This window comes from Actinokineospora diospyrosa, from assembly GCF_024171925.1.
In the GTDB taxonomy this organism is placed as follows: Bacteria; Actinomycetota; Actinomycetes; order Mycobacteriales; family Pseudonocardiaceae; genus Actinokineospora; species Actinokineospora diospyrosa.
On the sequence record NZ_JAMTCO010000015.1, the window covers coordinates 163235 to 185404 of the forward strand.

The window sequence follows — 22170 nt, forward strand, 5'->3', positions numbered from 1 at the left end:
GTGGCGAACTCGTCAGGCCGAACAGATCGCGCTGGCCTGCCGCCGCAGGTCGACGTGCAGGCGGTGCACCAGGGATTCGCCGCCGTTCATAGCTCATGAGTCTTGGAGCAGGCCGGGGGTCAAGTCAACGTCCGGACAGCGCGTCCCGAATCATGGAAAGGCGCACCAGAATGGTGCGGAAAGCCGCCGGTTCTGCCAGGCGGGCGGGGTGGCGGTGGCGCCACTATTACTTTCAGGCTGAAATTAAATGCGCACTTGTCCACACCCCGCGGTTGTCCACAACGGGCGGAGCGGTCCACAGGCGGCGGGTGTGACTGGTTGCCGGGCAGCGCGGCGGACATCCTGGAACAGGGTCGCGGGCGGCGGTCCCGGAGCGGTCGAGGAGGTGGTGCTGACTTAGTGCGAGACCCCCGGAGCGTCGTTGATCCGGGGGTCGGTGCGGTGCGGATCAGGCGAGCTCGTGCCGGACGATGGTCTGGTCGCGGCCGGGGCCGACACCGACGGCGGAGACGCGGGCGCCGGAAAGCTCCTCCAGGCGCTCGACGTAGGCGCGCGCGTTGGCGGGCAGCTCGTCGAAGGTGCGGCAGTGGGTGATGTCCTCCCACCAGCCGGGCAGCTCCTCGTAGACCGGGACGGCGTGGTGCACGTCGGTCTGGGTCATCGGCATGTCGTCGACCCGGCGGCCGTCGACCTCGTAGCCGACGCAGACCGGGACGGTGTCCAGGCCGGAGAGCACGTCGAGCTTGGTGAGGAAGTAGTCGGTGATGCCGTTGACCCTGGCCGCGTACCTGGCGATCACCGCGTCGAACCAGCCGGTGCGGCGCAGGCGCTTGGTGGTGACCCCGATCTCGCCGCCGACCTTGCGCAGCCGCTCGCCCATGTCGTCGGTGAGCTCGGTCGGGAACGGGCCGGAGCCGACCCGGGTGGTGTAGGCCTTGAGGATGCCGATCACGCTGGTGATCCGGGTGGGGCCGATGCCAGAGCCAGCGCACGCCCCGCCCGAGGTCGGGTTGGACGAGGTGACGAACGGGTAGGTGCCGTGGTCGACGTCGAGCAGGGTGCCCTGCGAGCCCTCCAGCAGCACCGTCTCGCCGCGCTCGAGGGCCTGGTTGAGCAGCAGCCGGGTGTCGGCGATGCGGTGGCCGAACCGCTCCGCCGTGGTCAGCACCTCGTCGACCACCTGGTTGGCGTCGAGCGCCTTGCGGTTGTAGATCTTGACGAGCATCTGGTTCTTGACGTCCAGCGCCGCCTCGACCTTCTGCCGCAGGATCTTCTCGTCCAGCAGGTCCTGCACGCGCACCCCGACGCGGGCGACCTTGTCCTGGTAGGCCGGGCCGATGCCGCGACCGGTGGTGCCGATCTTGGCCTTGCCCAGGTAGCGCTCGGTGACCTTATCGATGGCCACGTGGTAGGGCATGATCAGGTGCGCGTCGGCGGAGATCAGCAGGCGGGAGGTGTCCACGCCGCGCTCCTCGAGGCCGGAGAGCTCGGTGAGCAGCACACCGGGGTCGACGACGACGCCGTTGCCGATGACGTTGGTGACGGCGGGGCTGAGGATGCCCGAGGGGATCAGGTGCAGCGCGAACTTCTGGCCGTCGGGCAGCACCACGGTGTGGCCCGCGTTGTTCCCGCCCTGGTACCGCACGATCCACTGAACGCGGTCGCCGAGCAGGTCGGTCGCCTTGCCCTTGCCCTCGTCGCCCCACTGGGCGCCGATCAGCACGATTGCCGGCATGTGAAACTCCAGGTGTTGGCAGTGTGGAGAAACCCTGTGGACACCCGTACCCGTGCTGCCTCGGGGGAATGCCGGTGACTGAGACTAGACCAGGAGACAGAAGTGAGCGCACTCGTGCTGGCCTGCGGAAACGCGGCCGACACCGGCCGCCCGCCCGCGCTCACCGAGCGTGACGGCACCACCTGGCGGCCGGTGCCCGCGACACCCGGCCGTGCGGACCTGGACGCGCTGCTCAAAGCCACTGACGGCGCCCGCGTGGTGGTCGTGGGCACCGACGCCGACCTGGCCGCCGTGGTGCTCCGAGTAATGCGCCTGGACCGCCTCGCCACCACCCCGATCGGGTTCGTCCCCACCGACCCGCGCGCCTCCGCGATCCCCGCCCTCTGGGGCCTGCCACGCGATCAGGCCGCCCAGGTGAACACCGCCCTGGCGGGCGAGATCGACCCCTTCCCCCTGATCCGCGACGACTCCGGTGGCGTCCTGGTAGGACAAGCCACAATCGACCAACCCCAAGGCGTCGCCTACTGCGACGACACCGTCGCCCTACGCGGCCGCGCCAAGCGCATCGACGTGACCCCCGACCCCGACGGCGGCCCCGGCCTGGTCGTCCGGGTCACCACCGGCCTCTTCGGCAAGAAGGTGACCACCCTGACCAGCCGAGCCTTCCAAATCGGCTGCGTCCGCACCCTGCTGACCCGCGACGGAGTGCCGAAGGACGTGGCCAAATGGACCTGGTACCGCCACACCGAAGACCTCCGCATCGCCCGAGGCCTCGTGTGACCCACCGTGCACCGCCCTTGACTCTCTGAGCACCCAGCCTGTCCCTCGGCGTGCCTTCGCGAGCTACTGACTACATGGCCGCCTCGCCCGAACTCCCCGGAACCCTCGCCTCAGCCTGGCCGCCGCGCCCCAACTCCAGTGATCCGAGACCCGTCGGGGTGCCGGGATGCTGGCCCCTTCACCCTCGCCAGCCAGCAGTCCCCGGAATCAGCGGCGCCGCCCTCACACCAGGCCCGCCTTCCGCCCTGGCAGCAACGCCAAAGGCGCCAGCCCAGCCTCCGTCAGGTCCGCCCTAACCCACCTGGCCAGCCCCACGCTCCTCGGAGTCGCCGGTGCCATCCCGGTTGCCGTCAGGTTCGCCCCATCCCACAGTGCTAGCCACTGGACACTCGGACCCGCCGGTGCCACCCCACCCCGGTCAGGTCCGCCCCAGCCCACTTACGCAGCGCCTGGACACTCGGACCCGGCGGTGCCAACTTGACTGCCGTCAGGTCCGCCCCAGCCCACTTACCCAGCGCCTGGACAGTCGGAGTCGCTGGTGCCAACTGCTCGATGGGGCGGACTTGTTTTGCGTGGGGGGACGGCACCCGTAGCGTCGGTAGCGGACAGGGCCAGTCTTTTCGGCCCCTGCTTTGCGGTCCTGCCACGGGTGTCGTAGGGGCCCCACGCAAAACAAGTTCGCCCCATCGAGCTCGTCGCATTGTCGCGGATCGGGCCCGATGTTGCCGCCAGGCGACGAGGCGTTTCCCGGAGCCGAAGGCGGAGGCCCGAATCCCTTGCCCCGCACTCCCAGCAACGGCCTACGTCAAGATCAACCTGATCGAAAGCCCCCAAATACACAGCTTACCGCGCAGCACCGACAAACCGGGAGCACCGAGCAGCAGCCTGTGGACAAATGAGCCCGTTGTGGACAAACCCAGCACCCACAACGGAATCCGCAAGATCATCCGCCGCAAGAGCCCCCAATGCACAGCCTACCGAGCAAGCCCGACAAAACAGCAGCAGCGACCGCGGCCTGTGGGCAACCAGAGCCGTTGTGGACAACCACCCACCGCCGAACGCTCCCGCAAGATCATCCGCACCTTGAGCCCCCGAATGCACAGCCTACCGAGGAGGCCCACCAGACCGGAACCTGCAAATAGCACCTGCGGACAGCAGAACACGTTGTGGACAACCAACCCCAACAACCGCCCCCACGAATGATCAACTAAATCAAAAGCCCCCGATTTACAGCCTACCGCCGCGCAAAGACAATCCCGCTGCCACAAGGGACGCCTGTGCACAACCCACCCCCTTGTGGATAACCGACCACAGAAGGAGGTCAAGCACCCCCTGTTCAACGGCAAGTGCCCGCAACACCCCCTCTTCCACAGTCCGTTGTCACCCCGTCACCCACAGGAGTGGCAAGCGCCATCTGCCCGGACCACGGTGAGGGGCGGTCCTCATTCCCTGCCGACCGGAGGAAACGATGTTGACCAAGACTCGCGCGGGGGCAGTCCTCGCCGCGCTGATAGCTGTGTTCGCGCTGGCCATGCCCGCGGGCGCTACACCGCCGGGGATTCCCAGCGAGGCCACGGCTCGTTCCGAGCTCGCTGGGTTGACGGTGCGGGCGGATGGGTCGATGACGGGGTATTCGCGGGACAAGTTTCCGCATTGGGTGATTATCTCGGGTACCTGTGACACGCGAGAGACTGTGCTTAAGCGTGATGGCAGTGGCGTAGGCACCAACTCTTCGTGCCAGGCGACGTCGGGTAGTTGGTACAGCCCTTACGACGGTGCTACCTGGTCTGCGGCGTCTGATGTGGATATTGACCACGTTGTGCCGTTGGCCGCTGCGTGGCGGTCTGGGGCTTCTGGGTGGACGACCACTAAGAGGCAGCAGTTTGCCAATGATCTGAGCCACCCGCAGTTGATCGCAGTGACCGACAACGTCAACCAGTCCAAGGGCGACAAGAGCCCGGAGGCATGGAAGCCGCCCGCCACCGGCTACTGGTGCACTTACGCGAAGATGTGGACCCGCGTGAAGTACACCTACAGCCTCAGCGTCAACTCTTCGGAGAAGTCCGCACTGCTGAGCATGCTCGACCGCTGCTGAACAAGCGGAGTAGGGCCGGGGGCAGTGACCGCCCCCGGCCCTGTCCGGGTCTAGACCAGGCCCAGTTGAGCGGGGGCGGCTGGGTCGGAGTCGGCGAGGAAGGTGGAGCAGCGCTCGTACTCCTCGGTGTCGTCGATGGCCTTGGCGGCCTTGGCGAGGGCGGCCAGGGCGCGCAGGAAGCCCTGGTTGGGGCGGTGCGACCACGGGACCGGGCCGAAGCCCTTCCAGCCGGATCGGCGCAGTTGGTCCAGGCCGCGGTGGTAGCCGGTGCGGGCGTAGGCGTAGGCGGCGATGGGCTCGTCGGCGGCGAGCGAGCGCTCGGCCAGGGCCGCCCAGGCCTCGCTGAAGTCCGGCCAGCGGGTGGCGACCTCGACCGGGTCGCCGCCGTCCAGCGCGGCCTGTGCTTCGGCGCGGTCGGGCAGCAGGGTCGGCTCGGGGCCGAGGAGGTTTCCGTGCATCCCGCCATCCTGCCGTACCGGACGGTGCGTGATCGGGTGACTACCTGACGCCGAATCGGACACCCGGGGTTCCTGCCTGCGGGTGTACGGGGTCATCATGGCCCGGTGAGACAGGGTGTGGAGATCGGCGGACCGGTCGCGCAGTTCAAGGCGTTCTTCCGGCTGCACTGGACCAGGGGTGCCGCCGGGCGGGAGACGCCGGAGTGGGTGTGGCACTTCGCGTACCGCACCTGGCTGCTGGCGCTGTTGTTCAAGCTGCTCGGGTCCTCTTGGGACGAGTCCTGGCACTTCAAGTTCCTGCGCGACGACTTGGCGCCGCCGCACCTGATCAACACGCTGGGGACCGGGATCGCGGTCGTGCTGGTCGCGATCCACACCTTCACCGGCATGGCGGCGACCCGCAGGTCGCAGCGGGTGGTGCAGTCCGGCCTCGCGGTGTTCCTCATCGCCGCGCCGCTCGACGTGATCAACCACCGGGTGAACGGGCTGGACCTGACCGCGTGGAGCCCGTCGCACGCGCTGCTGTACCTGGGGACCGCCTTGATGATCGCGGGCCTCATCGACGGCTGGGTCGCGGCCGGGCCGCGGGGCCCGGGGTGGACGCTGGTGCTGGGGTCGCTGTGGGTGTTCTTCCTGGAGAACACGCTGTTCCCGAACGGCCAGCAGGAGTACGGGACGCTGGAGATGACGTCCTGCATGCCCAACGGCGTGCTGGACGCGAACAGTTGCTACGCCGAGCGGGAGTTGCTGGAGTTCGCCGCGCAGCAGATCGGTCGGCCGGTGGACTACACGGCGATCGAGCATTTCGCGCTACCGATCCCTTCTTGGGTCTACCCGTTGTGGGGGATCGGTGTGGCGGCGCTGGTTCTCGCTGTGGCCGCGAAGACGATCGGTAAGGCTTGGACAGCCACTGCGGTCGCAGGCATCTACGTCCTCTATCGCGCGGCGATCTGGCCACTGCTCGTCGCAGGTGACTTCCCGCCGTCGACGGTGCCGTTCTACCTGGTCTTCGTTGGCCTTGCCGTTGACCTTGTACGCCGGTCAAACCTGCCGCATCTCGCCGAAGCCGCCGTAGGCGCGCTCGCCGTGACCGCGCTCGGCTACGGCGCCCTCTTCGTGCAAGAGCAACTGCTGGACGCACCCCCGACCGCTTGGTGGTCGGCACCTATCGCGCTCGTGGGCGTGGCAGCGCTGTGGGCGGCAGGTCGTCCTATCGCGCAGAGACTCAACGCTTAAGGACAGCAAGAAGGCCCTCTCCCAGGACGAGGAGAGGGCCTTCGCTGTGTCAGAACCGGACTAGCCGGCGATCATCCGGCCCGCGGACTTCAGGTGCTCGCACGCCTGCGTGATGCGCGCGGCCATCGCCTGCTCAGCCGCCTTGAGGTAGCTGCGCGGGTCGTAAACCTTCTTGTTGCCCACCTCGCCGTCGACCTTGAGCACGCCGTCGTAGTTGGCGAACATGTGCGCGGCGATCGGGCGGGTGAACGCGTACTGCGTGTCGGTGTCGATGTTCATCTTGATGACGCCGTAGGTCAGCGCCTCGTGGATCTCCTCCAGCAGAGAGCCGGAGCCGCCGTGGAAGACCAGGTCGAACGGCTTGGCGTCGGCGCCGAGGCCGAGCTTCTGCGCGACGACGTCCTGGCCCTGCTTGAGGATCTCCGGGCGCAGCTTGACGTTGCCCGGCTTGTAGACCCCGTGCACGTTGCCGAAGGTGGCCGCCAGCAGGTAGCGCCCCTTCTCGCCGACACCGAGCGCGTCGACGGTCTTGAGGTAGTCCTCGGCGGAGGTGTAGAGCTTGTCGTTGATCTCGTTGGCGACACCGTCCTCCTCGCCGCCCACCACGCCGACCTCGATCTCCAGCACGATCCGCGCGGCGGCCGCCTTCTCCAGCAGCTCGGCGGCGATCTGCAGGTTCTCCTCCAGCGGCACCGCGGACCCGTCCCACATGTGCGACTGGAACAGCGGGTTGCCACCGGCGTTGACGCGCTCCTGGCTGATCGCGATGAGCGGGCGGACGAACCCGTCGAGCTTGTCCTTGGGGCAGTGGTCGGTGTGCAGCGCGACGTTCACCGGGTACTTGGCGGCGACGACGTGGGCGAACTCGGCGAGCGAGACCGCGCCGGTGACCATGTCCTTGACCTTGGTGCCGGAGGCGAACTCCGCGCCGCCGGTCGAGACCTGGATGATCCCGTCGCTCTCGGCCTCGGCGAACCCGCGCAGCGCGGCGTTCAAGGTCTCCGACGAGGTCACGTTGATGGCGGGGTAAGCGAACTCGTTCGCCTTGGCCCGGTCCAGCATCTCCGCGTAGACCTCGGGTGTGGCGATGGGCATCGTGCTCCTCCTCGGGGTGGCCTGCGCCGTTCTGGCGCATCCTACGAGCAGCGCCCGCCCCCGGTGTTGGGCAGACTGGTGCCATGGCTACGGCTACCTGGAACGGCGAGGTCATCGCCGAGAGTGACGACACGGTTGTCGTCGAAGACAACCACTACTTCCCCTACGAGTCGGTGCACCAGCACTTCCTCCGCCCGTCGGAGACGACGACCGAATGCGGCTGGAAGGGCATCGCGAACTACTACACGCTGCACGTCAACGGCGCGGACAACCCGGACGCGGTCTGGTTCTACGCCGAGCCGAAGCCGGAGGCGGCGCAGATCAAGGGCCGGGTCGCCTTCTGGAAGGGCGTCGAGGTCACCGCTTAGTTCGCTGACTGGCGAACCCGATCGCGGTAGGTTCGCCGCATGACGCGAATCGGCACGACAGAACTAGAGGTCTACCCGCTCAACCTGGGCACGAACGTGTTCGGGTGGACCGCGGACAAGGCAGCCTCATTCGCTGTTTTGGACGCGTTCGCCGCGGCGGGCGGCAACTTCGTCGACACCGCGGACATGTACTCGCAGTGGGCGCCGGGCAACTCCGGCGGCGAGTCGGAGACGATCATCGGCGAGTGGCTTGCCGCGCGGGGCAAGCGCGACGAGTTCGTGGTGGCGACGAAGTTGTCGGCGCTCGAGGGGTTCAAGGGGCTTTCCGCGGCGAACGTCAAGGCCGCCGCGGAAGGCTCCCTCAAGCGACTGGGCACCGACCGGATCGACCTGTACTACGCGCACTACGACGACGAGAACACGCCTATCGAGGAGACCCTCACCGCCTTCGACGCACTTGTGCGCGAGGGCAAGGTCCGGCACATCGCCGCATCGAACCTCTCCGCTAAGCGGATCGAGGAGTCGCTGGCGATCTCCGACCGCGAGGGACTGGCGCGCTACGTGGCGATCCAGCCGCACTACAGCCTGATCGAGCGCGCGGGCTACGAGAACGAGTACGCCGCCTTGGCCGCCAAGGAGAACTTGAGCGTGCTGCCGTACTGGTCGCTAGCGCGCGGGTTCCTCACCGGCAAGTACCGCGACGGTAGCTCTACCGTCGACAGCCCGCGTGCGGGTGCGGCATCCGCTTACCTCGATGATCGAGGCCGCCGCGTTCTGTCTGTCTTGGACGAGGTTGCGGCAACGCACGCGACCACTGCGGCGGCGGTCGCGCTGGCTTGGCTGACCGCGCAGCCGAACGTCGTTGCGCCTATCGCGAGCGCGCGCACCCCGGAGCAGTTGGCCGACCTTCTCCCGTCGGTCGACCTCAAGCTGTCCGACGACGAGGTGGCGAAGCTGACGAGCGCAGCGGACTAGCGGGCTAGTCGGCGGGCTCCAGCGCCGATCGGTACCCCAGCACGGCGAGCAGGTGGCGGGCGTGGGCGAGGACTTCCGGGTCATCGCCCGCGCCCGCCGCCGCGAGGGTGGCGGTGAGGTCGGCGCGTTGTTCCGGCACGTGCACGTCCTCGGCGACCTCGGCGTCGACCACCTCGTCCTCGGCCCGGCGGCGCAGCACCCGCCGGGTCTGGGCGGTCAGCGCGGCGTAGGCGTCCGCCGCCGCGGTTGTGGTCGTCGTCGTGCTCGCAGCGGCTCCGGCCAGCAGCGCGGTCACAACCAACTCCACGGACACCCGGTCTCCGATCTACGTCATGGGTCAACCACGGAGCGTGGCTGGCGCCCATCACATCGACGGACCCCGGTCGGGGGTTACCGGGTGGACCGAAATATGTGTTACTCGCGGTAGCTTACTCGCGGTAAGTTGGGGTACCGTCCGGTAACCACCGTTGCTTGGAGGCACCTCATGGGCGTGACGAACCTGCTGGCCCGCGAGCACGACGTCGCCGGGAAGGTCATCCTGATCACCGGCGCTGCCCGCGGTTTCGGTGCGGGCCTCGCCCGCCGGTTCGCGGCCAGGGGCGCCAAGGTCGCCCTGGTCGGGCTGGAGCCTGCGGAGTTGGCCGAGGTCGCCGCCGACTGCGGACCGGACGCCGCGGTGTTCGAGGCCGACGTCACCGACTGGGCCGCGCTGCAGGCCGCGACCGACGGCGCCGTCGAGCGCTTCGGCGGGATCGACATCGTCATCGCCAACGCGGGCATCGCGGCGGCGGGCTTCGTCCGCTCGATCGACCCGACCGCCTTCGAGCGCACGATCGAGGTCGACCTGCTGGGGGTCTGGCGCACCGTCCGGGTCACCCTGCCGCACGTCATCGAGCGCAAGGGCTACGTGCTGGTGGTGTCCTCGATGGCCGCGATCGCGCACGCCCCGGCGATGGCCGCCTACGCCGCCGCGAAGGCCGGCGTGGAGGCGTTCACCAACAGCCTGCGCGCCGAGGTCCGCCACCTCGGCGTCAAGGTCGGCGTGGCCCACCCGACCTGGATCGCGACCGACCTGGTCACCGGCGCCGACGAGCACCCGGTCTTCGGACCGCTGCGCGCCGCCATGCCCGGCCCGATCGGCAAGACCTACCCGGTGGCGGTGGCCCTCGACGCGCTGGAGGCCGGGGTGCTGCGCCGCGACCGGACCGTGCACGTGCCGGGCTGGGTCGGGCTGCTCAAGCTCGTCCGGGCGTTCCTGCCGCCGATCATCGAGATCGGCGGGCGGCTGCGCGGCAACCTGGTCGCCAAGGCCGACCGGGCGGCGCTGGCCGACATCGCCGAGCGCGGGGCCGAGGTGTCCTCGCGACCGGTGGGTGCTGGCGGGGCGGCGGCGGTGCGGGCAAGGTAGCGCCGTGTCCAAGCGCGAGCAGATCAAGATGACCCCGGCCGAGGTGCGCGAGTTCCTGGTCGACCAGCGGACCGCGAACGTGGCGACGATGGGGCGCAACAACCGCCCGCACCTGGTGCCGATGTGGTTCGTCCCCGAGGGCGACGGGCTCGTCTCGTGGACCTACGAGAGTTCGCAGAAGGTCGCCAACCTGCGTCGACTGCCGCAAGCGAGTGTGCTTGTCGAGGCTGGTGAGTCCTATGAGGAGCTTCGCGGCGCGCTAAGCGAGTGCGACGTGGAAATCGTGACCGACGTCGACGAGATTGTCCGGATCGGTAGCGCCATCACCGAGCGGTACACCCAGAGCGCCGAGGTAGCCGTAGCGGCCACTCAGTTCATCCGCGGCCAAGCAGCCAAGCGGGTGGGCTTGAAGTTCACGCCCACCCACACGACCTCGTGGGACCACCGCAAGCTGGGCGGGGCCTACTAGTCGAGCGCGGCAGGGGTACCCATCACGACGTTCCACTCGCGGATGACGCGGGAGGCTGCGACGTTTTCCAGCGTGTAAGGGTCGACCGCGAGCAACTCGTCCAACTCGGCGCGGTCGGCGGCGCGCAGGATCACGAAACCGCCGGTGCCATCGGCCCACGGGCCCGCCGCGAGGACGTTGCCCGCTTCGACCATGGGCCGCAGGTAGTCGCGGTGGGCAGGCCGGACGGCGTTGAGCCGGTCGAGGTCGTCGACGTAGCGGGTGTCCACGGTGAACCAAGTCATGGCCCCATCATCGCAAGCGCAGGTCGGACGGTATGCCCGCGGGTCTCGGCCCGGTAAGGTCAGCCCGTGGCAGGGGAAGACATCCAGGCAGGTGCCCCGCGGGCGGCGGGGCAAGGCAACGCCGAGCAGACGGTCGAACAGACGCTGACTCGGCTGCGGGCGATCGACACCAACAGCGCGCCACCGCCGAAGCCGGACGCGCCGCTCACCCTCGAGGACCTCTACCGAACGCACCGGATGCGGTTGATCCGGCTGGCGTTGTTGCTGGTAGACGAGCCCGCGACGGCCGAGGACGTGGTGCAAGAGGCGTTCACCGGGCTGCACCGCAACTGGGGTGGCCTGCGCGATTCGGCCGCCGCCGTCGGGTACCTGCGGACCGCCGTGGTCAACGGTTCGCGAAGCGTGCTGCGGCGGCGCAAGACCGCGCGGGAGTACACACCGCCGCACGCGGTCAACGCGCGGTCGGCCGAGAGCCTTGCCATGCTGACCGCGGAGCACCAGAGCGTCGTTCGGGCGCTTTCGCAGTTGCCGCCGCGCCAGCGCGAGGTGCTGGTGCTGCGCTACTACGGGAACCTGACCGAGGCGGAGATCGCCGAGGCCGCCGGTATCTCGAAGGGCACGGTCAAGTCCACCGCCAGCCGGGCGTTGGAGGCGCTGCAGAAGATCATGAACACGCCGTAGGCGTACTCCTACTGGGCGAAGTTGGTTTAGACCATTGCGGTATAGACCAATACACTGCCACTGTGCACTGTCGCGTGCACGGACGCTCGGAGGACCATCAAATGGCAGGACGGCTCATCGCAGGAGGCAGGCTCGTCACCGCGGAAGGCGTGGTGGACGACGGCTGGCTGCTGGTCGAAGACGGCTACATCTCCGCCCTCGGCAGCGGTGAGCGTCCGCGCGCCGACGAGACGGTCGATGCGGGCGGCGCCTGGGTGGTGCCCGGGTTCGTCGACATCCACTGCCACGGCGGCGGCGGCGAGCCGTTCATGAGCACCGACCCGGCCAGGGCCAGGGTCGCGGTCGACACGCACGCCAAGCACGGCACCACGACGCTGCTGGCCAGCCTGGTCTCCCGCCCGGTCGAGGAGCTGGTCAACCAGATCGCCGCGCTGCGCGAACTCGTCGAGGACGGCCTGCTCGCGGGTGTGCACCTGGAGGGCCCGTTCCTGTCCGCGGCCCGCTGCGGGGCGCACGACCCGAACATCCTGCGCGCCCCGGCCGCCGACGCCGTCGAGCGGCTGCTGGACGCGGGCAAGGGCGCGGTCCGGATGGTGACCATCGCCCCCGAGCTGGAGAACTCCGTCAACGCGGTGCGCCAGCTGATCGACGGCGGTTCGCTCGCCGCGATCGGGCACACCGACGCCACCGAGGCCCAGGTCATGCCCGCGGTGGACGCGGGAGCGACGGTGGCCACCCACCTGTTCAACGGCATGCGGCCGCTGCACCACCGCGAACCCGGCCCGATCGGGGCGTTGCTCGACGACGAACGGGTGACCGTCGAGCTGATCTGCGACCTGGTGCACCTGAGCCCGACCATCGTCCGGCTGGCCGCCAAGCACGCCGGTCTCGGCAGGACCGTGCTGGTCACCGACGCCATCGCGGCGGCGGGGGTCGGCGACGGGTCTTACGACATCGGTGGCCTGGAGGTCGTGGTCAAGGACGGCGTGCCGACACTGGCGGGCGGGACCTCACTCGCGGGGAGCACACTCACCATGGACGTCGCGTTCCGCAACCTCGTGCAGGGCTGCGGCCTGTCGGTCCCGGAGGCCGTCGCCGCCACCTCGACCCGCCCCGCCGCACTGCTGGGGCTGGCCGACGCGACCGGCAAGCTCGCCAAGGGCCTCAACGCCGACCTGGTGCTGCTGGACGCGGGCCTGCACGTCAACTCGGTCATGCGCCGGGGCTCCTGGGTGGGTTAACGTCGCGGCATGACCGCGGCCGACCCTGAGCGCCTGCTCACCGACGCCTTGCGCGCGCAGGCCGCGCGCACCCCGGTCGCCGAGCCGGTCGAACCGGTCGACCTGGGCACCACCGCCCGGGCGGAGCACGACCTGCCGCCCCGGGTGTGGTGGGTGCTGGCGCTCGCGCTGCTGCTCGGACTGGCCGCGGGTTCACTCGTCGGATTCCTGACCCTGCTCCGCTAACACCCTGCGTGAGCAGGCAAACCCGGCACAGGCCCCGCACAGAGCAGCCCTGTACCTTGACCGGGTGCGCGCCGACCTTCCCGTGAACCAGGCCCTGCTCCCAGACTGGCTGGACCCCGAGGTCATCCTCAGCAGCCTGGGGCCCTACCTGCTGCCGGTGCTCTGCCTGATCATCTTCGCGGAGTGCGGCCTGCTGCTCGGCTTCTTCCTGCCGGGCGACTCGCTGCTGTTCACCGCCGGGCTGTTCGTGGCCAAGGGCTACATCTCCACGCCGCTGTGGGTGATCTGCCTGCTGCTCACGGTCTGCGCGTTCATCGGCAACGTCGTCGGGTACTTCATCGGCTACAAGGCGGGTCCGGCGCTGTTCAACAAGCCGAACTCCAAGCTGTTCAAGCACGAGCACGTCACCAAGACGCACGGCTTCTTCGAGAAGTACGGCCCGCGGGCCATCGTGCTCGCCCGGTTCGTGCCGATCGTGCGCACCTTCATCACCGCCGTCGCCGGGGTCGGCCGGATGGACCAGCGCAAGTTCTTCACCTACTCGGCCATCGGCGGCGTGCTGTGGGCGACCGGCGTGACGGTGCTGGGCTACTTCCTCGGCCAGATCGACTTCATCCACAAGAACCTCGAAGCGATGATCCTGCTGATCGTGCTGATCTCGGTGCTGCCGATCATCTACGAGGTGCTCAAGGCCCGCCGCGAGAAGAAGAACGCAGCGGGCCTGTAGGCAGGCTTAGGCGGCCGCCCAGATCTGGTGGGCGGCAGTGACCGCGGCGGCTTGGTATGCGGGCAGCATCCTGCCCTCCACCACCACCTCGATCGGCCACTTCTCCTGGCGGGTCACCCACAGCCGCGAACTGATCGCGCTGTAGGTCCGCAACTCGTCCGCCCCCGGCACGACCTGGACCAAGTACACCCAGGTCGCCGGGTTCGTGGCGTCCGGCAGCGGCTCGCGCCACGCCCGGCGCACCCGGCGCCCGCCTGCGGTGGCCGCCTCGGTCGCGATGACCCGGTCGGCGCCAGCGGGGTCCGGGGCGTCGGCGGGTCCGGTGGGGCTGAACCGGTAGGCCGGTGTCGGAGCGGCGTCCACCACGGCGACCTCGGCGAGTTCTGGGTCGTGCGGGTCGTCGAGCAGCGCGCGGATGAGCTCCGCCTCCTCAGCGGTGATGCCGACCCCCTCGTACTGCAGGTTCAGCAGCAGCGAGGCGAGCGCCATCTCCTCCTCACCCGCGAAGATCTGCGACTGGACGACGCTGACGACGTCGTCGGTGAGCCTGCCGGAGAGTCGCCTGCACACCTCGGTCGCGGTGGCGTATTGCAGTTGGTCCATCGTCTTGAACCGTCACTTCTTTCCGTACGGGCCGTGGTCGGTCCTGATCGCGTGACCCCCGGCACGGGGTCTTGATCACTGTAGTGAGGCGCACCCGTGCGCGGGATTCCGTCCGGCGGGGTCAGCCGAGCTCGAACATGGACCCCGGGTTGAACAGGTTCGCCGGGTCGAGCGCGGCCTTGATGGCGCGGTGCGCGCGCAGGCCGACCGGGCCGATCTCGCGGGCCAGCCACTCGCGCTTGATCTTGCCGACGCCGTGCTCGCCGGTGATCGTGCCGCCGAGCCGCAGCCCGAGGTCGAGGATGTCGTTGAACGCGCGCTGGGCGCGGGCGAACTCGTCGGCCGAACCCGGGTCGTAGACGATCGTGGGGTGCATGTTGCCGTCGCCCGCGTGCCCGACGACGGCGACGCGCAGGCCGAACTCGGCGCTGATCCGCTCGCAGCCCGCGATCAGGTCGGTGATCTTGGTGCGCGGCACGCACACGTCGTCGGTGAGCCACGCGCCATAGGTCTCCAGGGCGGTGAGCACCGCGCGGCGGGCGGTCAGCAGCAGCGCGCCCTCGGCGAGGTCGAACGTGGTGTGCGCGAGGGTGGCGCCCGCGTCGAGGCAGATCCGCTCGATGGCGGCCAACTCCCGGATCGCGGCGTCGCCACCGGAGTCGGACTGGCAGATCAGCAGTGCCGCGCTGCCGCGCCCGGCGCCGACCTCGGTCTTGAGGTGCGCCTCGACGGCGGCGATGGCGGTCGCGTCCATGATCTCCATCAGCGACGGCACGATCCCCTCGCGCACCACCCGGCTGACCGCCGCCCCAGCCGCCCCGGTCGTGTCGAACGCGGCGGCCAGGGTGCCGGGGGCCTGCGGGAGCGGGCGCAGCGCCAGGGTCGCCCGGGTGATGACGCCGAGGGTGCCCTCGCTGCCGACGAACAGCTTGGTCAGGTCGTAGCCCGCGACGCCCTTGACCGTGCGGCGGCCGGTGTCGAGGACCTCGCCGTCGGCCAGCACGACCCGCAGGCCGAGCACGGAGTCCGTGGTCACGCCGTACTTCACGCAGCACAGGCCACCCGCGTTGGTGGCCACGTTGCCGCCGATGGTGCACCAGTCGTAGCTGGAGGGGTCCGGTGGGTAGAACAGGCCGTGCTTCTCCACCGCGCCGCGCAGGTCGAGGTTGATGACGCCGGGTTCGACGACGGCGAGCCGGTTGTCCGGGTCGACCTCCAGGATCGCGTTCATCCGGGTCGTCGCCAGCACCACGCAGCCCTCGATGGCGTTGGCCGCGCCGGACAGTCCGCTGCCCGCACCCCGCGCGACGATCGGCACCCCGTGCTCGGCGCACGCCCGCACCACGGCCTGAACCTGCTCAGTCGTCCTCGGCAGCACTACCGCGAGCGGGGTGCCGTAAGGGGCCAGCGGCATCATGTCCCGCTCGTAGCTCGGCAGGACCTCGGGGTCGGTGATCACCCCGTCCGGGTCGACCGAGGACCTGAGCCGGGCGAGCAACTCCGTGGATGTCACCGAGGCGTGCACGGATGTCACCGTAGGCGATCGTCATACCCCTGACCTACAGTTGATGTGTCGGGTGTCACTGCGGACATCGGGAGGGGGTGCGTCGTGCGGGAGATCGAACTCCCGGGGCCGAGCGTCCAGGCCAAGGCCCTCGCGCGGTACCTGCGCACCTGCGCCCGCCCGGTGGCCGACCGGCTGCGGCTGCGCGGCGGTCAGCTGCGCGTGGTCCGCGAGGCCTTCGACACCGTCGGCCTGACCCCGCTGCCGCGCGGCACCCGGGTCCGGGCGGTGTCCGAGCCGCACGGCTACGGCGACGTCACCGGCCTGTGGTTGACCGCGCGCGCCGCCGACGAACGCGCCGGGGCCGTGCTGTACCTGCACGGCGGCGGGTTCGTGTTCGGCTCGCTGCGCACCCACCGGCACATCGCGGCGGCGTTGTCGCAGACCAGCGGCCTGCCGGTGCTGCTGCTGGACTACCGGCGCGCCCCGGAGCACCCGTACCCGGCCGCGGCGGACGACGCGCTCGCCGCCTTCCACTGGCTGCTCGACCAGGGCTACCCCGCCGACCGGATCGTCATCGCGGGCGACTCGGCTGGCGGTCACCTGGTCGCGGGCCTGCTGGCGGCGCTGACCAGGGAGCGCACGGCCATGCCCGGTGCCGCCCTGCTGTTCTCGCCGTTCCTGGACCTGACCTGCGCCGGGCTCGACGAGCGCGACGCGGTGTGCCGCGACCCGTACATCCCGCCGGACCGGGCCCGCGAGGTCGCCGCGCTCTACGCGGGGGATCTGGGCGTCGACCACCCGACGCTGGACGTGTTCCGGGGCTCGAAGCGGCGCTGGCCCGCGACGTTGGTGCAGGTGGGGGACACCGAGTGCCTCTTAGCCGACTCGCGGCGGTTGGCCGCCGCGATGGCCTCGGCGGGCGCGCACTGCGAGCTGCAGGTGTGGCCCGGTCAGGTGCACGTGTTCCCGGCGTTCTACCCGATCGTCCCGGAGGGCCGGTTGGCGTTGCGGTACGCGGGCGACTTCCTGCGCGAGGCCCTGGTCCGCCCGCTGGCCGCCTGAGTTGCACACCGGCACCGACCAGGAACATGCTTGGCTTACGCAACCAATTAGCCCGGCCCACACCCATGTAGACCAGCTAGGGGAATGAGCATGACCGCAGTGACGGCCGACCAGGCGTCCGCGAAGCAGGCAGCACCACCGGGGGCGGGTCTGACCCACCGGCAGATCCTGGTGATCATGTCGGGGCTGATGCTCGGCATGTTCCTCGCCGCGCTCGACCAGACGATCGTCGGCACCTCGATCAGGACGATCGCCGACGACCTCAACGGGCTGAGCCTGCAGGCGTGGGCGACGACCGCCTACCTGATCACCTCGACCGTCTCCACCCCGCTCTACGGCAAGCTGTCGGACATCTACGGCCGCAAGCCGTTCTTCCTCACCGCGATCTCGCTGTTCATCATCGGCTCGCTCGCCTGCACGCTGGCGACCACGATGTACGAACTGGCCGCGTACCGGGCGTTCCAGGGCTTGGGCGCGGGCGGTCTGATGTCGCTGGCGCTGACGATCATCGCCGACATCGTGCCGCCGCGGGAGCGGGCCAAGTACCAGGGCTTCTTCCTCGCGGTGTTCGGCACCTCGAGCGTGCTCGGGCCGGTCATCGGCGGGTTCTTCGCCGGGCAGGGCGAGATCCTGGGCATCACCGGTTGGCGCTGGGTGTTCCTGGTGAACGTCCCGATCGGCATCATCGCGCTGTTCGTGGTGATGAAGGTGCTCAACGTCCCGCACGAACGCCACGACCACCGCATCGACTACTTCGGCGCGGTCTTCCTGTCGGTCACCGTGGTGCCGCTGCTGATCGTCGCCGAGCAGGGTCGGGAGTGGGGCTGGGACTCGCAGCGGTCGCTGATCTGCTACGGCATCGGGTTCGTCGGCCTGATCGCGTTCCTGCTGGTGGAACGGGCGATGAAGGACGAGGCGCTGATCCCGCTGCGGCTGTTCCGCACCTCCACCTTCGCCATGACGATCATCGCGGGCACCATCCTCGGCATCGGCATGTTCGGCGGGATCACGATGGTGCCGCAGTACCTGCAGATCGTGCGCGGATTCACCCCGACCGAGGCCGGTCTGATGATGGTGCCGCTGATGCTGGGCATCATGTTCGCCTCGGTGGTCTCCGGGCAGCTGACCTCGAAGACCGGGCGCTACAAGGCATTCCCGATCATCGGGTCCCTGCTGCTGGTCGCCGGGCTGCTGCTGTTCCACACCGTCGACGTGGACACCGAGATGTGGCAGCCGATCGTCTACATGGTCGTGTTCGGCCTCGGCCTCGGTTTCTGCATGCAGACGCTCACGGTGGCCGCGCAGAACGCGGTCGAGATGCGCGACATGGGCGTGGCGACCGCGGCGATCACGTTCTTCCGCCAACTCGGTGGCACGCTGGGTGTCGCGGTGTTCCTGTCGCTGCTGTTCAGCACGGTCGCCGACAACATCGCCTCGGCTTTCCGCGCAGCGGCGAGCAGCCCGCAGTTCCAGGCCGCGCTGAGCGACCCCGACGTCCGGTCGAACCCGGTCAACGCGCCGGTGTTCGACGCGCTGCGCGGCGGGGGCGGGGGCGGCGTGCTGCAGGACTCGTCGTTCCTGCAGCAGATCGACCCGCGACTGGCCCGACCGTTCCAAGAGGGCTTCGTCGAGTCGATCCAACTGGTGTTCCTGGTCGGCGCGGGCGTGATGGTGCTGGCGTTCCTGGTGTCGCTGTTCATCAAGGAGATCCCGCTGCGCAGCGGAGCGTCCCCCGCGGCGATCATGGAGGGCGGCGAAGCGCTGCTGCCCGACGAGGCCAAGGAGAGCCTGGCGGGTCCGGCGCAGACCGAGCCGGAGCCGGAGGAGGAACCCGGCGGCAAGGCGGAGTCCAACGGGCACAACGGGTATCACCCGGTCGAGCCGACCGCGCTGCGCGGGGAGCTGACCGGGTTGCGCGGCCAGGTCCGCCGCTCGGACGGGGCGGTCGTGCCGGGGGCGGCGTTGACGCTGCTGGACTCCGGCGGCAAGCAGGTCAGCCGGGTCGGGTCCGACGGCACCGGCGAGTACCTGCTGGACGCGCCCAGCCCCGGCCCGTACGTGCTGCTGGCCTCCGCGCCGGAGCACCAACCGAAGGCGACCACCGTGCAGGTCCGATCCGGACAGTCCACTGTAGATGTGATCTTGGCGGGGGCGACCGTGGTGCACGGGTTCGTGTTGTCGGCCGACGGGCACGCCGCGCTCGGCCTGGCCCAGGTGACTCTGACCGACCAGTTCGGCGAGGTGGTGCACAGCCAGACGACCTCCTCCGACGGCGGCTACCGGTTCGTCGGCGTGCGCGGCGGTGAGCTGACCCTGGTGGTCGCGGCGGAGGAGTACCAGCCGGTGGCCGTGCAACTCGCCGTGCCCGAGTCCGGTCCGCTGCGCCAGGACGTCGAGCTCGTCGGCGCGGCGGCGCTGGAGGGTGTCGCCCGCACGGCGGACGGCGCGATCGTGGCGGACGCGCGGATCACCGTGCTCGACGCGGTGGGCGAGGTGGTCCTGGTGACCAACACCGACCACGAGGGCAGGTATGAGATCGACGCGCTCGCCGAGGGCGAGTACACGGTGATCGCCAGCGGGTACTCGCCGTCCGCGCACGTGGTGAACCTGCGCCGCGGCGAGGCGGGTGTCCGCGACGTGGTCCTGGGCTACGACGAGTGGAAGTAGCTCAGCACCAGCACACCGAGCAGGAGCAGGTCGGGCCCGCGCAGGAGCTGGACGACCAGCCCGACGGGGCTGTAGAGCCCGCCGACGTCGACTGAGGCGCCAGCCGTGTAGTCGACGTCAGGCCGGGTCACCGTCCGCACGACTGCCCACGCCGCCAGCGGGACGGCCAAGGGCACGAACGGCAGACCGAGTAGGGCGGTGGCCGCCGTCCACAGTGCGGCGGCCACCGTCAACACAACGAGCGCGGCGAACTTGAGCGTCTTAGTGGTAGGAGAGACCCACCGGCGCAGCCCCGCGGTCCGGATCACCTCGGCAAGCCCACCGGCGAACGGGAGCACGGCGAGGTAGGCCCCCAGTCCGGCCCACCAGGCAGGGCTAACGACCGGAAAGACGTGGCGCAGCACCGGTACCGCCAACGCGAGCAGCACCGCCAACGGCAGTGCGGAGCGTCGGGCTAAGACCCCAGCGAGCGCGAAGCGGAACGGGTCGGTGAGACGCAGGCGGACCGGACGCCCGGGCGGCAAGAGGGCGAGGACGTCGCCGAAAGCAGCAGACACGGACCGGAGGATGCGGGCGTTCCAGCCGCGAACGAGTTCGATCCGCTTGACCCGCCTTCGCCTGGGGAACGAAGCGACGGCAAGAGCGGCCGCAAGTACCCACAGGACTACCGGGCCAACGAACAGAACTCCGCTCAAGGCAAGGGCTAGCGGCGCTGCGAGCTCAAACCAGGCGTAGGGACGGTTGGCCCACCGGAAGGCGAACAGCGCTGAAGACGCTGTTAGCGCTGCCGCGAGCGGAAGGTCCGGCCAGCCAAGAATCAGCCCGGCAGACACTGCGACGTAGCCAACCGCCACGAACCGCACCAGCAACGCGACCCACAACCCACCGCGAATCTTCCGGTCGCGGTCGCCGTGATCGTCCCAGGTGAGCTGCGCCGGGTTGGCCCGGACGTGATCGCGGCGGAGCACCGAGAGAACCGCTGCGGCCAGGGTGAGCAGCAACAGCGCCATGGTCGCGCCCGGCTCCACCGCGTGCGCGCCGACGAACTTCTGCCGCAGGTCCTCCGCTTTGTAGAACGGCAGGCTCAGCAGACCCAGGACCACGAGCACGGTCAAGCTGGAGTCGCTCAGCCAGGTGAGCCACCGCTTCACAGGTGGATGACCTGGTCCGCAACCGCGGTCACGAGCGGCGGGAAGTGGCTGGCCACCACGACCGCGGCGCCCGCGGCCTTGGCCTCGGTGATCATCCCGGCCAGCCAGGTCCGACCGGTGGCGTCGACCGCGCGCTCCGGCTCGTCGAGCAGCAGGACCCGGTGCGGCTTCGTGAACGCGCCGAGCAGCAGCAGGCGCCTGCGCTGCCCAGCCGAGAGCCCGCGGGCGGGCACGTCGGGCAACCCGTGCTCCGGCTCGACCACCCCGAGCAGGTCGAAGTGCTGGGTCGGGGTGAACTCGTCGAACAGCGCGGAATCGTCGAGCAGGACCGACACCTCGCGGCGGAAGTCCGCGTCGCTCTCGTCCGGCGGGCGACCCGCGACCGCGACGGCGCCCTCCGTCGGGTCCTGCAAGCCGTACAGGCAGCGCAGCAGGGTCGACTTGCCGGAGCCGTTGTCGCCGGTCAGGGCGAGGCAGCTGCCCGCGGGCACGGCCAGGTCGAGGTCGCGGAAGAGCCACCGCTCGTCGCCGACCAGCACCCCGACCCCCGTGCCGGAGATGATCTCGTCCACACCCCGGCCAACGTCGCGACCGAGCACCGGGTTCCCACACGATCGGGTGGTCGCGCAGGCGTTTCCGGGTGGCCAAGGCTCGGTGAATACGCCGTGGATCGCCTGCGCCGCAGGCGGGAGCGCACGTAGGCTACGGCGGTGGACACCGCACTTGGCGTGCTCGAATCGGCAGGCCCGCTGCTGGTGTGGGCGATCGTGCTCGGGTTCGTCTTCGTCGAGTGCGCCTTCATCGTCGGCCTGTTCCTGCCGGGCGACGCGCTGCTGTTCGCCGCGGGCGTCGTGCTCGCGCAGAACGGCCACGAGCACCAGGCGTGGTGGCTGTCGCTGGTCGCCACGGTCGTCGCCGTCGCGGGCAACCAGCTCGGCTACTACATCGGCGCCAAGACCGGCCACGCCATCGTGACCAGGGTCGGCGGCAAGGTGCTCTCCCAGCACAACCTCGACCGCGCCCGCGACTTCCTCAACCGGCGCGGCTTCTTCGCCATCGTGATCGCCCGCTGGCTGCCGTGGATCCGCACCCTCGCCCCGCTCGTGGCGGGCGCGGCCAAGATGGACCCGCGCCGCTTCGCGCTGGCCACCACGGTCGGCGGCCTCGCCTGGGTGCCGACGCTGGTGCTGCTCGGGTACTACGCCTCGGGGCTGCTCGACGAGGTGCCCTGGCTGCAGACGGCCGCCGTGATCGGCAGCATCGTGTTCTTCATCGGTGGGACGAGCTGGGGGATCTGGCGCTACCGGCAGGAGATGCGCAGGCCGGTCGACACCGTGTCCGTCACGGAGTGACGAGGGTAGATCGAGCAGTCACGGAGTGACGAGGGTAAGTCGAGCGGTCAC

24 protein-coding genes are annotated in these 22170 nt (G+C 69.7%); 14 read left to right on the top strand and 10 right to left on the bottom strand.

All coding sequences use genetic code 11. The features are described 5' to 3' along the window. Nucleotides 1–12 precede the first annotated feature (12 nt). Both LV75_RS35960 and LV75_RS28235 read right to left on the bottom strand, forming a co-directional pair. Nucleotides 13–90 carry a putative leader peptide gene (locus LV75_RS35960; protein ID WP_372504250.1) on the bottom strand — a complete coding sequence of 26 codons (78 nt, stop codon included), beginning with the start codon at nucleotides 88–90 and terminating at the stop codon, nucleotides 13–15. 358 nt (nucleotides 91–448) lie between these two features. After that, the gene (locus LV75_RS28235; RefSeq protein WP_253890272.1) at nucleotides 449–1735 is read right to left on the bottom strand and encodes an adenylosuccinate synthase; all 1287 of its coding nucleotides are present in this window, start codon (nucleotides 1733–1735) and stop codon (nucleotides 449–451) included. Between the two features lie 102 nt (nucleotides 1736–1837). Between LV75_RS28235 and LV75_RS28240 the strand changes: the two genes are divergently transcribed. Together LV75_RS28240 and LV75_RS28245 are read left to right on the top strand one after the other, a co-directional pair. Continuing rightward, nucleotides 1838–2515 (top strand): hypothetical protein, encoded by a 678-nt coding sequence (locus tag LV75_RS28240; RefSeq protein ID WP_253890274.1) that lies wholly within the window; start codon nucleotides 1838–1840, stop codon nucleotides 2513–2515. Between the two features lie 1468 nt (nucleotides 2516–3983). Further along, nucleotides 3984–4610: an HNH endonuclease family protein gene (locus LV75_RS28245; protein ID WP_372504247.1), complete on the top strand. Its 627-nt coding sequence runs from the start codon at nucleotides 3984–3986 to the stop codon at nucleotides 4608–4610. 50 nt (nucleotides 4611–4660) lie between these two features. On the opposite strand, the gene LV75_RS28250 is transcribed toward LV75_RS28245, so the two are convergent. Next, a complete protein-coding gene (locus LV75_RS28250; protein WP_253890276.1) occupies nucleotides 4661–5068 on the bottom strand; it encodes a DUF3151 domain-containing protein in 408 nt (135 codons plus the stop codon). 105 nt (nucleotides 5069–5173) lie between these two features. On the opposite strand from LV75_RS28250, the gene LV75_RS28255 reads away from it, so the two are divergent. Further along, nucleotides 5174–6304, top strand: coding sequence for a hypothetical protein (locus LV75_RS28255; protein WP_253890277.1), 1131 nt, complete (start codon nucleotides 5174–5176; stop codon nucleotides 6302–6304). Between the two features lie 60 nt (nucleotides 6305–6364). Here the strand turns inward: LV75_RS28255 and fbaA are convergent, their stop codons facing one another. Next, on the bottom strand, nucleotides 6365–7399 hold the full coding sequence (gene fbaA, locus LV75_RS28260) for a class II fructose-bisphosphate aldolase (RefSeq protein ID WP_253890278.1): 1035 nt from the start codon (nucleotides 7397–7399) through the stop codon (nucleotides 6365–6367). A gap of 83 nt (nucleotides 7400–7482) precedes the next feature. Between fbaA and LV75_RS28265 the strand changes: the two genes are divergently transcribed. Both LV75_RS28265 and LV75_RS28270 read left to right on the top strand, forming a co-directional pair. Then, on the top strand, nucleotides 7483–7767 hold the full coding sequence (locus LV75_RS28265; RefSeq protein ID WP_253890279.1) for a DUF427 domain-containing protein: 285 nt from the start codon (nucleotides 7483–7485) through the stop codon (nucleotides 7765–7767). A gap of 39 nt (nucleotides 7768–7806) precedes the next feature. Beyond that, the gene (locus tag LV75_RS28270) at nucleotides 7807–8742 is read left to right on the top strand and encodes an aldo/keto reductase (RefSeq protein WP_253890281.1); all 936 of its coding nucleotides are present in this window, start codon (nucleotides 7807–7809) and stop codon (nucleotides 8740–8742) included. Nucleotides 8743–8746: 4 nt separating this feature from the next. Here LV75_RS28270 and LV75_RS28275 read toward each other — a convergent pair whose 3' ends face one another. Continuing rightward, nucleotides 8747–9055: a hypothetical protein gene (locus LV75_RS28275; protein WP_253890283.1), complete on the bottom strand. Its 309-nt coding sequence runs from the start codon at nucleotides 9053–9055 to the stop codon at nucleotides 8747–8749. Nucleotides 9056–9226: 171 nt separating this feature from the next. Between LV75_RS28275 and LV75_RS28280 the strand changes: the two genes are divergently transcribed. Together LV75_RS28280 and LV75_RS28285 are read left to right on the top strand one after the other, a co-directional pair. Further along, nucleotides 9227–10150 carry a short-chain dehydrogenase/reductase gene (locus LV75_RS28280; protein ID WP_253890285.1) on the top strand — a complete coding sequence of 308 codons (924 nt, stop codon included), beginning with the start codon at nucleotides 9227–9229 and terminating at the stop codon, nucleotides 10148–10150. A gap of 4 nt (nucleotides 10151–10154) precedes the next feature. Then, complete coding sequence (locus LV75_RS28285) at nucleotides 10155–10619, top strand: pyridoxamine 5'-phosphate oxidase family protein (RefSeq protein ID WP_253890287.1); 465 nt, start codon at nucleotides 10155–10157, stop codon at nucleotides 10617–10619. Here the strand turns inward: LV75_RS28285 and LV75_RS28290 are convergent. Further along, nucleotides 10616–10903, bottom strand: a complete 288-nt coding sequence (locus LV75_RS28290) for a YciI family protein (protein WP_253890289.1) — start codon at nucleotides 10901–10903, stop codon at nucleotides 10616–10618. The two genes, LV75_RS28285 and LV75_RS28290, sit on opposite strands and share 4 nt — an antisense overlap. A gap of 66 nt (nucleotides 10904–10969) precedes the next feature. Between LV75_RS28290 and LV75_RS28295 the strand changes: the two genes are divergently transcribed. The 4 genes from LV75_RS28295 to LV75_RS28310 all read left to right on the top strand — a co-directional run bounded on the left by LV75_RS28295 (nucleotide 10970) and on the right by LV75_RS28310 (nucleotide 13777). Continuing rightward, entirely contained in the window at nucleotides 10970–11584 is a 615-nt protein-coding gene (locus tag LV75_RS28295) for a SigE family RNA polymerase sigma factor (protein WP_253890291.1), read from the top strand. 101 nt (nucleotides 11585–11685) lie between these two features. Then, entirely contained in the window at nucleotides 11686–12825 is a 1140-nt protein-coding gene (gene nagA / locus LV75_RS28300) for an N-acetylglucosamine-6-phosphate deacetylase (RefSeq protein WP_253890293.1), read from the top strand. A 9-nt stretch (nucleotides 12826–12834) separates the two neighbouring features. Beyond that, the gene (locus tag LV75_RS28305; RefSeq protein ID WP_253890295.1) at nucleotides 12835–13050 is read left to right on the top strand and encodes a hypothetical protein; all 216 of its coding nucleotides are present in this window, start codon (nucleotides 12835–12837) and stop codon (nucleotides 13048–13050) included. 64 nt (nucleotides 13051–13114) lie between these two features. Further along, nucleotides 13115–13777, top strand: coding sequence for a DedA family protein (locus LV75_RS28310; RefSeq protein WP_253890297.1), 663 nt, complete (start codon nucleotides 13115–13117; stop codon nucleotides 13775–13777). A 6-nt stretch (nucleotides 13778–13783) separates the two neighbouring features. Here the strand turns inward: LV75_RS28310 and LV75_RS28315 are convergent, their stop codons facing one another. Together LV75_RS28315 and LV75_RS28320 are read right to left on the bottom strand one after the other, a co-directional pair. After that, nucleotides 13784–14380, bottom strand: a complete 597-nt coding sequence (locus LV75_RS28315; protein WP_253890299.1) for a hypothetical protein — start codon at nucleotides 14378–14380, stop codon at nucleotides 13784–13786. 121 nt (nucleotides 14381–14501) lie between these two features. After that, on the bottom strand, nucleotides 14502–15893 hold the full coding sequence (locus LV75_RS28320) for an FAD-binding oxidoreductase (protein ID WP_253890438.1): 1392 nt from the start codon (nucleotides 15891–15893) through the stop codon (nucleotides 14502–14504). A 96-nt stretch (nucleotides 15894–15989) separates the two neighbouring features. On the opposite strand from LV75_RS28320, the gene LV75_RS28325 reads away from it, so the two are divergent. Continuing rightward, a complete protein-coding gene (locus tag LV75_RS28325) occupies nucleotides 15990–16949 on the top strand; it encodes an alpha/beta hydrolase (RefSeq protein WP_253890301.1) in 960 nt (319 codons plus the stop codon). Between the two features lie 90 nt (nucleotides 16950–17039). After that, nucleotides 17040–19616 (top strand): MFS transporter, encoded by a 2577-nt coding sequence (locus LV75_RS28330; protein WP_253890303.1) that lies wholly within the window; start codon nucleotides 17040–17042, stop codon nucleotides 19614–19616. Here LV75_RS28330 and LV75_RS28335 read toward each other — a convergent pair. Next, nucleotides 19598–20767, bottom strand: coding sequence for a hypothetical protein (locus LV75_RS28335; protein WP_253890305.1), 1170 nt, complete (start codon nucleotides 20765–20767; stop codon nucleotides 19598–19600). The genes LV75_RS28330 and LV75_RS28335 overlap by 19 nt on opposite strands. Beyond that, complete coding sequence (locus tag LV75_RS28340; RefSeq protein ID WP_253890307.1) at nucleotides 20764–21366, bottom strand: ABC transporter ATP-binding protein; 603 nt, start codon at nucleotides 21364–21366, stop codon at nucleotides 20764–20766. Before LV75_RS28340 ends, LV75_RS28335 begins: the two co-directional genes overlap by 4 nt. Before the next feature lie 111 nt (nucleotides 21367–21477). Between LV75_RS28340 and LV75_RS28345 the strand changes: the two genes are divergently transcribed. Continuing rightward, on the top strand, nucleotides 21478–22119 hold the full coding sequence (locus LV75_RS28345) for a DedA family protein (RefSeq protein ID WP_253890309.1): 642 nt from the start codon (nucleotides 21478–21480) through the stop codon (nucleotides 22117–22119). Nucleotides 22120–22170: the final 51 nt, after the last annotated feature.